This is a genomic window from Priestia sp. AB (assembly GCF_028369225.1).
In the GTDB taxonomy this organism is placed as follows: Bacteria; Bacillota; Bacilli; order Bacillales; family Bacillaceae_H; genus Priestia; species Priestia megaterium.
Map to the genome: position 1 here is coordinate 194,238 of NZ_JAQMYN010000006.1, position 14,438 is coordinate 208,675.

General features: G+C 38.5%; 11 protein-coding genes. 8 read left to right on the forward strand and 3 right to left on the reverse strand.

Annotated features, from left to right (window positions below; translation table 11 throughout):
• Nucleotides 1–10 precede the first annotated feature (10 nt).
• Nucleotides 11–1,501, reverse strand: coding sequence for a betaine-aldehyde dehydrogenase (gene betB / locus POF52_RS19220; RefSeq protein WP_271994157.1), 1,491 nt, complete (start codon nucleotides 1,499–1,501; stop codon nucleotides 11–13).
• A gap of 628 nt (nucleotides 1,502–2,129) precedes the next feature.
• Between betB and POF52_RS19225 the strand changes: the two genes are divergently transcribed.
• Nucleotides 2,130–3,842 carry a sodium:solute symporter family protein gene (locus POF52_RS19225; RefSeq protein ID WP_271994159.1) on the forward strand — a complete coding sequence of 571 codons (1,713 nt, stop codon included), beginning with the start codon at nucleotides 2,130–2,132 and terminating at the stop codon, nucleotides 3,840–3,842.
• A 37-nt stretch (nucleotides 3,843–3,879) separates the two neighbouring features.
• Here the strand turns inward: POF52_RS19225 and POF52_RS19230 are convergent, their stop codons facing one another.
• On the reverse strand, nucleotides 3,880–5,277 hold the full coding sequence (locus POF52_RS19230; RefSeq protein ID WP_043977411.1) for an amino acid permease: 1,398 nt from the start codon (nucleotides 5,275–5,277) through the stop codon (nucleotides 3,880–3,882).
• 325 nt (nucleotides 5,278–5,602) lie between these two features.
• Here POF52_RS19230 and POF52_RS19235 point away from each other — a divergent pair, with 325 nt between their 5' ends.
• The 5 genes from POF52_RS19235 (at nucleotide 5,603) to hpf (ending at nucleotide 9,791) form a co-directional block, all read left to right on the forward strand.
• The gene (locus POF52_RS19235) at nucleotides 5,603–6,289 is read left to right on the forward strand and encodes a hypothetical protein (RefSeq protein WP_271994161.1); all 687 of its coding nucleotides are present in this window, start codon (nucleotides 5,603–5,605) and stop codon (nucleotides 6,287–6,289) included.
• 202 nt (nucleotides 6,290–6,491) lie between these two features.
• A complete protein-coding gene (locus tag POF52_RS19240; protein WP_176585232.1) occupies nucleotides 6,492–8,291 on the forward strand; it encodes a flagellar hook-associated protein 2 in 1,800 nt (599 codons plus the stop codon).
• A gap of 16 nt (nucleotides 8,292–8,307) precedes the next feature.
• The gene (gene fliS, locus POF52_RS19245; protein ID WP_025752547.1) at nucleotides 8,308–8,709 is read left to right on the forward strand and encodes a flagellar export chaperone FliS; all 402 of its coding nucleotides are present in this window, start codon (nucleotides 8,308–8,310) and stop codon (nucleotides 8,707–8,709) included.
• 2 nt (nucleotides 8,710–8,711) lie between these two features.
• Entirely contained in the window at nucleotides 8,712–9,050 is a 339-nt protein-coding gene (locus POF52_RS19250) for a flagellar assembly protein FliT (protein WP_176585233.1), read from the forward strand.
• A 189-nt stretch (nucleotides 9,051–9,239) separates the two neighbouring features.
• Nucleotides 9,240–9,791, forward strand: coding sequence for a ribosome hibernation-promoting factor, HPF/YfiA family (hpf, locus tag POF52_RS19255; RefSeq protein ID WP_013059750.1), 552 nt, complete (start codon nucleotides 9,240–9,242; stop codon nucleotides 9,789–9,791).
• A 71-nt stretch (nucleotides 9,792–9,862) separates the two neighbouring features.
• On the opposite strand, the gene POF52_RS19260 is transcribed toward hpf, so the two are convergent.
• Nucleotides 9,863–10,267, reverse strand: a complete 405-nt coding sequence (locus POF52_RS19260; RefSeq protein ID WP_043977398.1) for a GNAT family N-acetyltransferase — start codon at nucleotides 10,265–10,267, stop codon at nucleotides 9,863–9,865.
• A gap of 226 nt (nucleotides 10,268–10,493) precedes the next feature.
• Here POF52_RS19260 and secA point away from each other — a divergent pair, with 226 nt between their 5' ends.
• Both secA and prfB read left to right on the forward strand, forming a co-directional pair.
• A complete protein-coding gene (gene secA / locus POF52_RS19265) occupies nucleotides 10,494–13,010 on the forward strand; it encodes a preprotein translocase subunit SecA (protein ID WP_176585234.1) in 2,517 nt (838 codons plus the stop codon).
• A 99-nt stretch (nucleotides 13,011–13,109) separates the two neighbouring features.
• Nucleotides 13,110–14,208, forward strand: a protein-coding gene (prfB, locus tag POF52_RS19270; protein WP_114324550.1) for a peptide chain release factor 2 whose coding sequence is annotated in 2 segments (ribosomal slippage) — nucleotides 13,110–13,172 and nucleotides 13,174–14,208 — 1,098 coding nt in all. Because the reading frame shifts where the segments join, the coding sequence is not laid out codon by codon here.
• Nucleotides 14,209–14,438 lie beyond the last annotated feature (230 nt).

Genomic DNA, 14,438 nt, shown 5'->3' on the forward strand with positions numbered 1-14,438 from the left:
CCCTTGAATTTTATTGAAACCAGCGCATTGGCTGTGGATTTGTATTCGTATAAATATGTTTGATTTCCGTATATTCTTCTAGCCCAATGTGGCTAAGCTCTCTTCCGATCCCAGATTGCTTATAACCTCCCCAAGGAGCCTGCGGGAAGTAGGGATGATAATCGTTAATCCAAGTTGTTCCCATACGGAGTGCTTTCACTACACGTTCAGCTCGATTCATATCACTTGTCCAAACGGCTCCAGCTAATCCATAGATTGTATCGTTAGCAAGTGCCACCGCTTCTTCTTCAGTACTGAAGCGCTCAATGGTCATAATTGGACCAAATGACTCTTCTTGGACAACTTTCATATCTCCATGACAGTCTATAAAAATAGTTGGTTCAATGAATAAACCTTTTTGTAAAGACTCTTGAGTTGGACGTTTGCCTCCTAAAATAAGGGAAGCACCTTCTTGTTTCCCGAGTTCAATGTAATGTTCCACTTTAGCTAGGTGTTCTTTTGAGATGACGGGTCCCATTTGAGTGGCCTCATCCATGCCGTCTCCTAGCTTAATTTTTTTGGCTTGTTCAATAACTGCTGAAACAAATTTATCGTGAATATCATCTTGAACGAGTAATCTCGCACCAGCTGAACAAACTTGACCGGCATGAAAGAAGACCGCATTTAATGCATAGTCAACCGCAGTGTCAAAGTCAGCGTCAGCAAAGACGATATTCGGATTTTTCCCACCGAGTTCAAGAGCGATTTTTTTAAAGTTGCCTGCGGCAGCCTGCATGACTTTACGTCCAGATACACCGCCGCCTGTAAAGGAAACTAAATCTACTAAGTGACTTTCTGCCATTTCTTGTCCAACGGTCGCACCCGGGCCGAGTACAATGTTAATGACGCCTGATGGAAAGCCAACTCTTTCAAAAATTTTCATCATATGAATAGTTGTTAAAGGGGTGATTTCGCTTGGTTTAATAACAATTGTATTCCCAGCAGCAAGTGCCGGAGCCAATTTCCAAGAGGCTTGCAATAAAGGGTAATTCCAAGGAGTAATTTGGCTGCATACACCTACAGGTTCGCGGACAACGCGGCTAACAGAATCGGGATTAGGTGACTCAATCATCTGTCCACCATCTTTATCTGCTAATCCAGCATAGTATTGAAAGACATCAGCAATTCCATCCATGTCTGCCAGGCTTTCAATGAGGGTTTTTCCAGTATTCAAGGTTTCAAGTTTAGCGAGTTCTTCACGATCATTACGAATTTCTTCCGCTACTTTAAATAGTAAAGAACCTCTTTGGGCCGCTGTAAATTTAGACCATTCACCTGCATCAAAAGCTTTTCTAGCTGCTTCAATAGCTTCTACAGTATCAGCACGATTTCCTTCTGTAACGACAGCGATAACCTCTTGATTAAAAGGATTTATAATCTCCCTTTTCTCGCCGCTGCGTGCTTCAACCCATTCGCCGTTTATGTGCATTTTTTCAAGCGTAAGTGTTTGTTCCAATAGCATCTACCTCCAAATAATAGAATTTGTTAAATTTATATTTAACGTTCTTAATAATTCGAATTATAGCATCGGTTATTTAATTTAGTCAAATCTAAAAAATCCAAATGTTCAGAATTTATTAGATTATCTTCTCTGGAAGAGACTAATCATTCGGATATTAAGAAAAAATTTAACAAAAAGTAATAAAAAATCACTGATTGCTATGTCCCTTGATACAAAAGGGTTTTTTATGTACGAGCTATGAGAATATTATTCTTTTTTTATATGAAAACACTCAAACTTTTTTGACAATATCTTAAACATTCAGATATATTAACCATAGTACTATATCTGCTTGCATACAAACCTTGAGAAACAAAGGATTTTGAATGTGGAAATTAAGAAAGGAGTTTAGATGGAAGATGAAAATAATTATGAGTTCTTAGCAAAATAATAAAAAAAGTTAATTTAAATTATTTTAATATAATTATATAAACGTAATTTCTCCCCCTCGTATTGGTATTTATAATCCAACTATTTATATTTTATTCTAAAAAATCTATTTTTAGGTTTAATTGTATGCTGGTAGGAAAAGAGAATAGAGGACAATTATGTCTTTAGATTTCTTTATCAATTTAAAGGATGTGAGACGATGCAAAATGCTAAAAAGCCATTTCGTTCAGACACACAACAAGCCAGGCCTGAAAAGTCGAATGAGACTTCTGACTTTTCAGGGAAATCAAACAGGAACAACCGTCTACTAACCCCCTTATGGACAACTATTATAGGATTTTCCATCTTTATGGTTGTCGCATTTATCTATTCTCTCTATAATCCAGATCTCTATTGGCCAGGCCTCATTTTAATGTTCATTATGTATGGTGTTATTTATTTTATTGGTGCTCGAGCCGCTGCAAGTAAAAAAGGAAAATCAGATGATATGCTTGTTGCAGGAAGATCTATGCCGCTATGGATTTCAATGTTCACAATGACCGCCACTTGGGTAGGTGGAGGGTATATTGCTGGAACGGCCGAAACCGTTTATTCCTCAGGGCTGACATGGACTCAAGCGCCATGGTGTTATTCAATCAGCTTGATTTTAGGCGGTATCTTTTTTGCTAGAAAGATGAGAAGGTTTGAGTTTATGACAATGCTCGATCCTCTAGAATCTCGTTTCGGTAAGAAAATGGCTACGGTTCTTTATTTTCCAGCTATACTGGGAGAGCTGTTTTGGAGCGCAGCTATCTTAACTGCTTTAGGAACAACATTCGGTGTGATTTTAGGCCTCAGTTTTTCAATTTCCATCATTCTTTCCGCACTTATTGCCATTGCATACACCGTGATTGGCGGCTTGTGGGCAGTAGCACATACCGATATCTTACAGCTTTCTATTATGTTTTTAGGACTATTTCTGGTGCTTCCCTTTGCATTTTCGAATACGGGAGGGGTGGGAGCCGTTTTTTCTACTTATTCAGAAGGCATGACTGGTTCTCTTCATTTATTTCCTCCAATAAAAGGCTGGGAAGATCCGAAATGGGGAAATACATATTGGCAATGGTGGGATAGCACATTTTTACTTATTTTTGGTGGTATTCCATGGCAGATTTATTTTCAGCGCGTGTTATCTGCTAAAAACGAAAAAGCAGCAATGTGGCTATCTATTACAGCCGGCATCTTTTGCGCGTTAGCGGCCTTGCCTCCAACTTTAATAGGGATGATAGGTTATAGTGCAGACTGGTCTTCATTTGGAGCGTCAAGCCCTGAGAGCGCGTCCATGATTTTAACGTATGTATTTAAATACCTAACGCCCGATTTAGTAGGAGCGATTGCACTTGGAGGACTAGCTGCTGCCGTTATGGCTGCAGTAGCGGCTTCGTTGCTTTCAGCGTCGGGGATGGCAGCCTGGAACGTGTATCGTCCGATTGTAAAACCAAATGCGACACAGGCGCAGTTAGATAAAGTTATTAAACGTTCTATCATTATCATTGGAACGGGAGCAACTCTAATTGCTTTGAACTCTGAGAGTGTCTACTCTTTATGGTATTTATCAGGGGACCTCGTGTATTGTATACTTTTTCCGCAGTTGGTTTGTGCTTTATTCTTTAAAGGAGCTAACTGGTACGGATCTTTGGCTGGGTTTATTGTGTCTCTTGTTCTTCGAATAGGTGGAGGAGAACCGATGCTTCATTTAAAAGCGCTGCTTCCGTATCCGATGATTGAAGACGGAGTGGTCATGTTTCCGTTTCGCACATTTGCGATGGTAGGCGGGTTGTTAACTATTTTTATCGTTTCCTACGCGACGCGACGTATTTGCCCTCCTCAGCCGCTTCGAAATCTTCATCGTGACATATCGGTTGAGAAATAATCAAAAGCAAAATAAAAAAGCCGCATCTGCGGCTTTTTTATTTTGCAATATTTTCTGACTCGGAAAATTGATCGTCAGGTCGTTTGTTGTTTGTTTTTTTGATGAACGAGTATGAAAGAAGAACCACAGCGGTTAATCCAAGAGTTAAGAAAAACTGTGAGCGCATCGAATCAATAAATGCCATTGATAAGAAGATCACTGTAATAATAGCAATTGTTACGTATGTTAAATACGGGAACAACCACATTTTCATCCCTTTAATTGGCTGGTTTGCTCGATTCATTTTCTTACGCAGGCGTAAATGAGAAATAGCGATAGCTAAGTACACAATAAGAGCAATGGCTCCTGATGCATTAACTAAGAATAAAAAGAGTTTATCCGGCGAAACGAAGCTAAAGATAGCACATACATATGCAGCAGCTGTGCTAATCCATACAGCTCTTGCCGGCACGCCTGATTTGCTTACTTTTGCTAAAGCGCGAGGAGCTTGTCCTTTTTGAGCTAATGACAAAATCATTCGTGAGTTCGTGTACAAAGCAGAGTTTAAGCAAGACAAAACGGATACTAATACGACTAAATTCATAATTTGTGCAGCTGCTGGAATATTGACCATTTCTAACATTGTTACATATGGACTTTTTAGTAAATCAGCTGAGTTCCAAGGTAAAAGAGTTACTAAAATAGCAACTGAACCAATATAGAAAATTAAAATTCGCCATACGACACTGCGAATAGCAGTTGTGATAGCTTTTGCTGGGTTTTCTGATTCACTAGCTGCAATAGCCGCAATTTCAGCCCCGAAATAAGAGAAAATAACGGTGATAACTCCCAAAAAGATAGAGTTCGTACCTTTTGGCATAAAGCCTCCGTGGCCCGTTAAATTAGCTAGACCAGGTGAAGATGTACCTGGGATTAATCCGAAAATAATAGCTAAACCGATTCCCATAAAAGCAACGATTGCCACAATTTTAATCATAGCAAACCAATATTCAAATTCTCCAAATGATTTGACAGAGAACAAGTTTGTTAAAGTTAATGCAAAGGTTAAGATTAAGCTTAAAAGCCAAATTGGTACGGAAGGGAGCCATTCATGAACAATTGCTCCTCCTGCAGTGGCTTCAATCGCAATTACAATTAGCCAGAAAAACCAGTAAAGCCATCCGACAGCATAACCTGCCCACGCGCCAATTCCTTGCTGAGCATATGTTGCGAATGAGCCTTTATCTGGGTTTACCATAGCCATTTCACCGAGCATACGCATCAATAGAACGACTAGCAGTCCGGCTGCTGCATATGAAACTACTGCTGCTGGGCCTGTTGCATTAATAACGGATCCGCTTCCTACAAATAAGCCGGCTCCGATAATACCTGCAATGGAAATCATGGAAACGTGACGTTGCTTTAACTTTCCGTGTGATTCTGTTTTGTTTCCCATCGTATTCACTCCTTTAAAATTATCGAAAGACTATTAGAAAATAAAGTAAATTCTGAAAATATAAATAGAAATTCCTCCCCTTACCTTTATAATAAGCAAGAAGTGTGCCAATTATCAAATTCCTATAAAAATCGACTTTAAGTTACTAAAATTGTCGATTTTTAAGTCGTAACAGACTCGATTTATTCATTGTAGACTTATTCGCCGTTTGGGATGTCTGGTATATACGTACATTTTATACAAATTTTCGACATACATCTTATTTATCTTGTATGATAAAAGAGAAATCGGTATTATATTCCAAGAAGAATGTTTGAGAGGGTGCGTGTGTTTGAGAAAATTTATAGCTGTTATTTTTCTATTTATTATCCTTTTAGCTGGGTTGTACTTTTTCGTTAGTCCAGTCAGAAATATTGAAAAACTTGATCAGACTGCTTCATTATCTTCACTGGCACAAGAAAAGTCCGCTCATGCGACGTCGCTAGAACTGAACGGAGGCGCTCCTATTTTAGGATACCGATTAAGCGAGAGCGATGTTAATGATTATTTGCGCAGCTACCTTTACGAAAATGATGAAACGGTTGACGGAGCAGAAGCCGAGTTGCTTCCAAAACATATAAAATTGTATATTAATAAACATGTAGTATCTTTTATGGAACCACAGTTTGTAGTTGACGTAACACCAAATGCCGAAAATGGAAAGCTTGTTTTAAAGGTGAATAGCGTGCATTTAGGAAGAATGCCGATTCCGATGTCTCTTGTATGGGATCGCTTAAATATTGATAAGGATTCTGATGTCACGGTCGATAAAGAAATGAATGAAATTACTCTGCTCAATAATTTGCCAGACTCCATTTCGTTTGAGCAAGCAGATACAACGGATGAATATATAAATTTATCTGCCTCTGTAACCATTGATTCGTTACGAGATATTATAAATCTAGCACCATACCTTATTCCTAAGGATATTCAAAGAAATTTATCCCAGAAACTGAACTTGCTTGGCCAATAATAAAAAGCTCACTTATTGTAGAAAAATAAGTGAGCTTTTTCTATTTTGCATCATTTGACCTATGAAAAAAATGTTTGTTTTACCGATACAAAATAGAGAAGTGTTGAACCTATGAACGAATAAGAAGATTCGAAAAAACACACTCATATTTCATGGCTAACAGTTGATGAATAGATGAATAAAAAAACGGTGGTGATGGTAAGTGGTAAGAGTAAGTGGGTTAGCAAGCGGAATGGATATTGATCAAATCGTCAGTGATTTAATGAAGGCTGAACGTATGCCTATTGATAAAATGAAAAAACAAAAGCAAACGTTAGAGTGGCAGCGAGATGATTATCGCTCTATGAACTTGCTGTTATCAGAATTTAATAATCTCGCTTTTAATATGACCTTGCAGTCTTCTTATTCATCCAAAACCGTATCTTCATCGGATGAAACGAAAGTAAAAGCAGCAGCTACTTCCTCAGCAGCAAATGCCTCTTATACTCTTTCAAACGTGACAATGGCGACTGCTGCGCAGAGTATTAGCACTAGTATTGATTCTAGTATGGATCCGACGAAAAGCTTGTGGTCTCAACGCGGGTCGATGGATTCAAGTGTGTGGACTGAGAAAACAGTGGAACAAGCTGCCATAACATTAAGTGCGGATACTAGTACAGTGAAATTAGCTAAAGGTGCTATTTCTGCTGTAAATCAGAATACAGGCACTTTAAACTCTATATCTGTTACCACGGATGGTACAAGTAAAGAGTATAAAGTGACAATAGGAACAAAGGCGGAAACATTAGGTTCTGATGAAGTCTTCATTAACGAAGACACAGGTGAAATGACATTTGGTACCACACTAACAAGCGGCAGTACCATTGAAGCATTTTCGTATCAGCAAAATGTATTGAAGTTTTCTATTACAACTTATGACAGCAACGGTAAAGCAACGGGCGATAATACAGATGGAAGTACGCCATTTGAATTTGACGGTTCCACCTCATTAAACACCCTTCTCACACAAATCAGCAATTCAAAAGTAGGCATTTCAGCCTTTTTCGATGAAGGAACAAATAAAGTTGTCATGACTCGTAAAGATACAGGAAATTTATCTTCTGCTGATAGTGGGGATGGTTCAAACATGGTTTTTTCAGGAGGATTTTTGACGGGCTTTTTACAGCTCGCCGGTGATGCCAAAGGAACAGACGCAAAATTTACGCTAAACGGTCTAGAAACAACTCGTAAGTCCAATACATTTACTACTGGAGGCGTTACCTATACCCTTCAAAACAATTTCACAGGAGATGTGCGCGTTAACGTAAGCAATGATACGCAAAAAGTATTTGATACAATTAAAGATTTCGTGACCAAATACAATGAACTGATTGAAAAGATTAACGGAAAGATTACGGAAGAAAGAGACCGGAACTATCAGCCTTTGACTGATGAAGAAAGAGAAAAACTAACGGATAAACAAGCTGAGCAGTGGGATGTTAAGGCAAAAAGCGGTTTGTTAAAAGGAGACTCAATTTTATCAAGCGGTCTAAACCAAATGCGTTCTAACTGGTATGCCTCTGTATCAGGAGTGAGCGGAGGATTTTCGCAACTAACCGACATTGGCATTTCAACTAGCGCAAACTATAGCGATCGAGGCAAGCTAGTCATAGAAGGCGACGGAACTAAATTAAAAGAAGCAATTGAAAAAGATCCGCAGTCTGTGATGGATTTATTTATGAAAAGTGGAAGTGCAACAAGTGAAAAAGGGATTGTACGACGTTTACGAGATACGATTACTCAAACCGTATCCAAAGTTGAGCAGCGCGCTGGCCGTTCAACATGGACAAGTGAACAATTTTTGCTTGGGCGGAATTTAAAAAGCGTAAATAGCCAAATCACTAGTTTTGAAAGCAGGCTCACACAAGTGGAGGACCGGTATTATCGTCAGTTTACAGCAATGGAAAAAGCCATTCAAAATGCAAATGCTCAAAGCGCGCAGTTATCGCAATATTTTAGTTAAGAAGGAGTGAACGTTTATGGCAGCAAATAATCCATATCAAGCGTATCAGCAAGGAGCTGTTCAGACTGCTTCTCCAGGAGAGTTAACGCTTATGCTGTATAACGGGTGTTTAAAATTTATCAAACTTGCACGAACAGGCATACAGGAAAAAAATATTGAGCTGAAAAATACGAATCTGTTAAAAGCACAAAATATTATTCAAGAATTAATGATTACCCTTGATACAAACGTGCAAGTTGCTAAGTCTATGATGGCTATGTATGACTATATTAACCAGTGTTTAATTGAAGCAAATACAAAAAATGACACAGCAAGCTTGGATGAAGCGGAACAATACGTAACAGAATTCCGCGATACATGGAAGCAAGTTGTGCAGCTTCACCGCCAGCAAGTCCATGGAAGCGGCGGTCAAGCATAAATATGATTAACGACCTATATCAGCTAACTGATGAGATTTATCGGCTTATTCAAACATTTTCTGACAAAAATCGAGAAGAAGGCATTCAAAAGTTAGAGTATCTTCTATTAGAAAGACGTGACCTCATAGAGAAACTGCCGCCAAAAAGTAGGGATAATGAATCGATTGGTAAGAAAATTGTCGAAATGAATAAGGAAATTGATCAAAAGCTCATCTTAATTCGGCATCAAATTATGGTAGATCTCCGTTTGCTGAAAGCGAAAAAAAAGCATAGTAACAGCTATGTAAACCCTTACGAGACAAAAACGTTTGATGGAATGTTTTACGATAAAAAAAATTAATCCTGCGTAAAAAAATACAACCCTTCTTCTTATGAAGAAGGTCTATTTTTTTGGTTTTTTCATAAACTTTTCTCAGGTTCCATAAATTTTCACTAAATTTTCAAAAAATTTTAATAGTTTAGGAAGGGATTGTGTCGGGTATTGTAGAATTGTAGAGGTATAGCAATGGATTAAAGGAGGAGTTCGAACATGATGTATAACATTCGCGGTGAAAACATTGAGGTGACTCCAGCAATTAGGGAATACGTAGAGAAAAAGCTTGGTAAGTTAGAGCGTTATTTCGACGAAACACCAACTGCTGACGTAAATGTAAACTTAAAAGTCTACAATAACGATCAAAAAATAGAAGTCACAATCCCAATGAATGATCTCGTATTGAGAGCTGAAGAGACACACAGTGATTTATACGCAGCTGTCGATCTTGTCCTAGATAAATTAGAGCGTCAAATTCGTAAACATAAAACAAAAGTAAATCGAAAAATGCGTGAAAAAGGCGCTGAGAAGTATCTGTTCGCAGCATTAGAAAGTGAAGCGAACGTAGCAGTTGCAACTGAAGAAGATGAATTAGAGCTAGTTCGTACAAAACGATTTAACTTAAAGCCAATGGATAGTGAAGAGGCTATTTTGCAAATGAATATGTTAGGACATAGTTTCTTTGTGTTTACAAACGCTGAGACCAACATTACAAACGTTGTATATCGAAGAAAAGATGGACGATATGGATTGATTGAACCAAACTAAGATTATAGGCTCTCTTAAACAAGAGCAGTAAAGTAAAAGCAGCGTGCCTCCGCACGCTGCTTTTTAGCTGCTTAAAAAAATAGTTCCATCACTACATAGCGCGTAGAAGATTTGGTGAATACACGCGTGGTTTCTTTCATGTTGAATGCCTGATAAAAAGAGACTTTATTTTCTCGTGCGTTACACCAGATCTTTCGTACCCCAAGGTTCTTAGCTTTGAGAAAAACCTCCTCTAGTAGACGACTGCCATATCCTTTTCCTTGTTCTTCTTTGAGAGTAGCAAATTTTCGAAATTGAGCTTCATTACCTGTTATAAATAAGGAAACAACTGATTTTAACTCTCCTTCTTCAAACAGTCCATAGTGAATGCCTAATGGATCATCTTTCAGCTGAATATAACTGAAATCTTTATCAGGCCACATGACGGTATGTCGGACTTCCCAAGCTTGTTCTTTTGTAATCGATTGAACATTCATTCTACATTCCCCTTTTTTATTGTAAGAGTGAGGCAGGGGAAATCACAATAGAAAATAACTTGTTAATAGAGTAGTACTAGTAAAGAGACAGACGAAAAAGGGTACAAGTTGCTACTTGTTTAGCTGCAATGTTACAATTTTACTCAGAATGTTTTATAATGAAAGATACAGATATGAATGAAAATAGTATAAAATGTACTGATTATAAATAGAGGAGCGTTTTAATATGCTTGGATTATTTAAAAAAGTGTTTGACGGCAATCAGCGCCAAATCGGCCGTTTAGAAAAAATGGCGGACCAAATTGATGCGTTAGGTCCTGAAATAGCGTCTTTAACAGACGATCAGCTTCGTGAAAAAACGGCTGAATTTCAACAACGCTACCAAAATGGCGAATCGCTCGATAACCTATTAGATGAAGCTTTTGCGGTTGTACGTGAAGCAGCGAAACGTGTGTTAGGCATGTATCCGTACAAAGTTCAGCTAATGGGGGGTATTTCTCTGCATGAAGGGAATATCTCGGAAATGAAAACGGGTGAAGGTAAAACGTTGACAGCTACTATGCCTGTATACTTAAACGCCATTACAGGAAAAGGTGTACATGTAGTAACAGTCAATGAATACTTAGCGAGCCGTGATGCTAGTGAAATGGGTCGTTTATATGAATTCCTAGGCTTGAAAGTAGGTTTAAATTTAAACCATTTAACGCGTGAAGAAAAGCAAGAAGCATATGCAGCGGATATTACGTATAGTACAAATAATGAACTCGGATTTGACTATTTACGTGATAACATGGTGCTTTACAAAGAACAAATGGTTCAACGTCCGCTTCATTTTGCCGTAATCGATGAAGTTGACTCTATCTTAATTGATGAAGCACGTACGCCGCTTATTATATCCGGCAGCGCGCAGAAATCGACTGCTCTTTATATTCAAGCTAATGCATTCGTTCGCACGCTTGATAAAGAAACCGATTTTACTTTTGATATCAAAACAAAAAGCGTTCAGCTAACCGAAGAAGGTATGTCAAAAGCAGAGCGCGCATTTGGCATTGAAAACTTATTTGATATTTCACACGTAGCGCTAAACCATCACATCAACCAAGCGCTTAAAGCACATGTAACGATGCAAAATGATGTGGATTACGTAATTGATGAAGATCAGGTCGTAATCGTTGACCAATTTACTGGTCGTTTAATGAAAGGAAGACGTTTTAGCGACGGCTTGCATCAAGCTATCGAAGCTAAAGAGAATGTTGAGATTCAAAATGAAAGCATGACGTTAGCTACGATCACATTCCAAAACTACTTCCGTATGTATGAAAAATTATCAGGTATGACGGGTACAGCTAAAACGGAAGAAGAAGAATTCCGTAATATTTACAATATGCACGTTGTTGTTATTCCGACAAACAAGCCAATTTCACGTGATGATAAAGCAGATTTAATTTATAAGTCAATGGAAGGCAAGTTTAATGCGGTAGTAGAAGATATTGCCGAGCGCCACGCAAAAGGACAGCCTGTTCTTGTTGGTACAGTTGCGATTGAAACATCTGAAATTTTATCAGCTTTATTAAAGAAAAAAGGCATTCCCCATCACGTTTTAAATGCAAAACAGCATGAGCGTGAAGCGGATATTATCGAAAATGCGGGTTACAAAGGTGCGGTAACAATCGCAACAAATATGGCCGGTCGTGGTACGGATATCAAACTAGGTGAAGGTGTCGTTGAAGCTGGAGGCCTTGCTGTAATTGGTACAGAGCGTCATGAATCACGCCGTATTGATAATCAGCTTCGCGGACGTGCTGGACGTCAAGGGGATCCAGGGGTATCTCAATTCTATCTATCCATGGAAGATGAATTAATGCGCCGATTTGGTTCAGATAATATGATGGCAATGATGGATCGCCTTGGTATGGATGACTCACAGCCAATTCAAAGTAAAATTGTAACAAGAGCTGTTGAATCCGCTCAAAAACGCGTTGAAGGTAATAACTTCGATGCGCGTAAACAATTGCTTCAATATGATGACGTGCTTCGTCAACAGCGTGAAGTTATTTACAAACAGCGCTTTGAAGTACTTGATTCAGACAACCTGCGTGCGATTGTAGAACGTATGATTGAATCAACTCTACAGCGTGTGGTTGAAGTAAACACACCGCGTGAAGAATTAGAAGAAGAATGGAATTTACAAGCGATTATTGATTACGTAAATGCTAATGTTCTTGAGGAAGGTGAAGTCACAGAAGAAGATCTTCGCCGTAAAGAGCCTGAAGAAATGGTAGAACTGCTGGTAGATCATGCAAAAGCTCGTTATAATGAAAAAGAAGAGCAGCTCCCTGAAGAACAAATGCGTGAATTTGAAAAAGTTGTTGTTCTTAGAGCAGTTGATTCTAAATGGATGGATCATATCGATACGATGGATCAGCTTCGCCAAGGTATCCACCTTCGTGCGTACGGCCAAACAGATCCTCTTCGCGAATACCAAATGGAAGGTTTTGCGATGTTTGAAAATATGATTGCAAGCATTGAAGAAGAAGTGACGAAGTATATCATGAAAGCAGAAATTAACAACAACCTTGAGCGTCAAGAGGTAGCGCAAGGTCAGGCGGCTGTTCATCCAAAAGAAGGAGACGCGCCGGCTAAGAAGAAGCCAAAAGTAAATGCAATAGAAGTTGGCCGAAATGATCCTTGTATCTGCGGAAGTGGCAAAAAGTATAAAAACTGCTGCGGTAAAGAATCATAAAGTAAGAGTCAATTAGTATAGAATGAATTAGTACAGGAAGGAAATGAGTCTTCTCATTTCCTTCCTGTGCGTCAAAAATAAAATAGAGGTGTTCAACTCATGGATTTAGTAGAAATTAAGCAAGAACTTGACAAAACAGCTAAGCGATTAGCGGACTTTAGGGGGTCTCTTTGACCTCGATACAAAACAAGCTCGTATCGATGAATTAGATGAGACTATGGCTGATCCAAATTTTTGGAATGACCAGCAGGCAGCTCAGACTGTTATTAATGAAGCCAATGGTTTGAAAGATGCAGTAAATCAATTTAACCACTTGGATGAAACATATGAAAATTTGCAAGTGTCTCATGAACTTGTAAAAGAAGAATACGATGAAGATTTAGCAGAAGAACTAGTTAGTGAATTAAAAGAGCTTATATCAGGCATGAATGACTTTGAATTACAGCTGCTTTTAAGCGAGCCGTATGATAAAAATAATGCCATTTTAGAACTGCACCCAGGTGCTGGTGGAACAGAATCACAGGATTGGGGTTCAATGTTACTACGTATGTATACGCGCTGGGCAGAGAAAAAAGGTTTCAAAGTAGAAACGCTTGATTACTTACCTGGAGATGAAGCTGGTATTAAAAGTGTAACGCTTTTAATTAAAGGTCATAATGCGTACGGGTATTTAAAAGCTGAAAAAGGCGTTCATCGTCTCGTTCGTATTTCTCCGTTTGATTCATCAGGCCGTCGTCATACATCATTCGTATCGTGCGACATAATGCCGGAATTTAATGATGAAATTTCAATTGATATTCGTACGGAAGATTTGAAGGTTGATACGTATCGTGCAAGCGGTGCCGGAGGTCAGCATATCAATACAACAGATTCAGCTGTTCGTATTACTCACCTCCCAACTAATGTAGTCGTATCTTGTCAGACGGAACGTTCACAAATTAAAAACCGTGAGCAAGCAATGAAAATGTTAAAATCTAAGCTGTATCAATTAGAAATTGAAAAGCAGCAAGAACAGCTAGCTGAAATTCGCGGAGAACAAAAAGATATTGGATGGGGAAGTCAAATTCGTTCGTACGTATTCCATCCGTATTCATTAGTAAAAGATCACCGTACAAATACGGAAGTCGGAAATACGCAAAGCGTAATGGATGGAGATCTAGATCCATTTATCGATGCGTATTTACGTTCTCATATTTAATCAAAAGGCAGCATACTTAGGTATGCTGCCTTTTTTTAGTTGTTGGACTTTGTAAAATTTGGATGAAGAAAAACGAGCGTAAAGAACTATTGTTAAAAAGAAAATTAAGAAAATGCAGAAATTTAAAGGTTGCTGTCTTCAGTTCACTTATTTTGTCAATGAAATAAAATGGTTAAAAATACCTGTTTTGCAGTAAGTGCTTCTTTACAATCCTTTATATTCCTTTTACA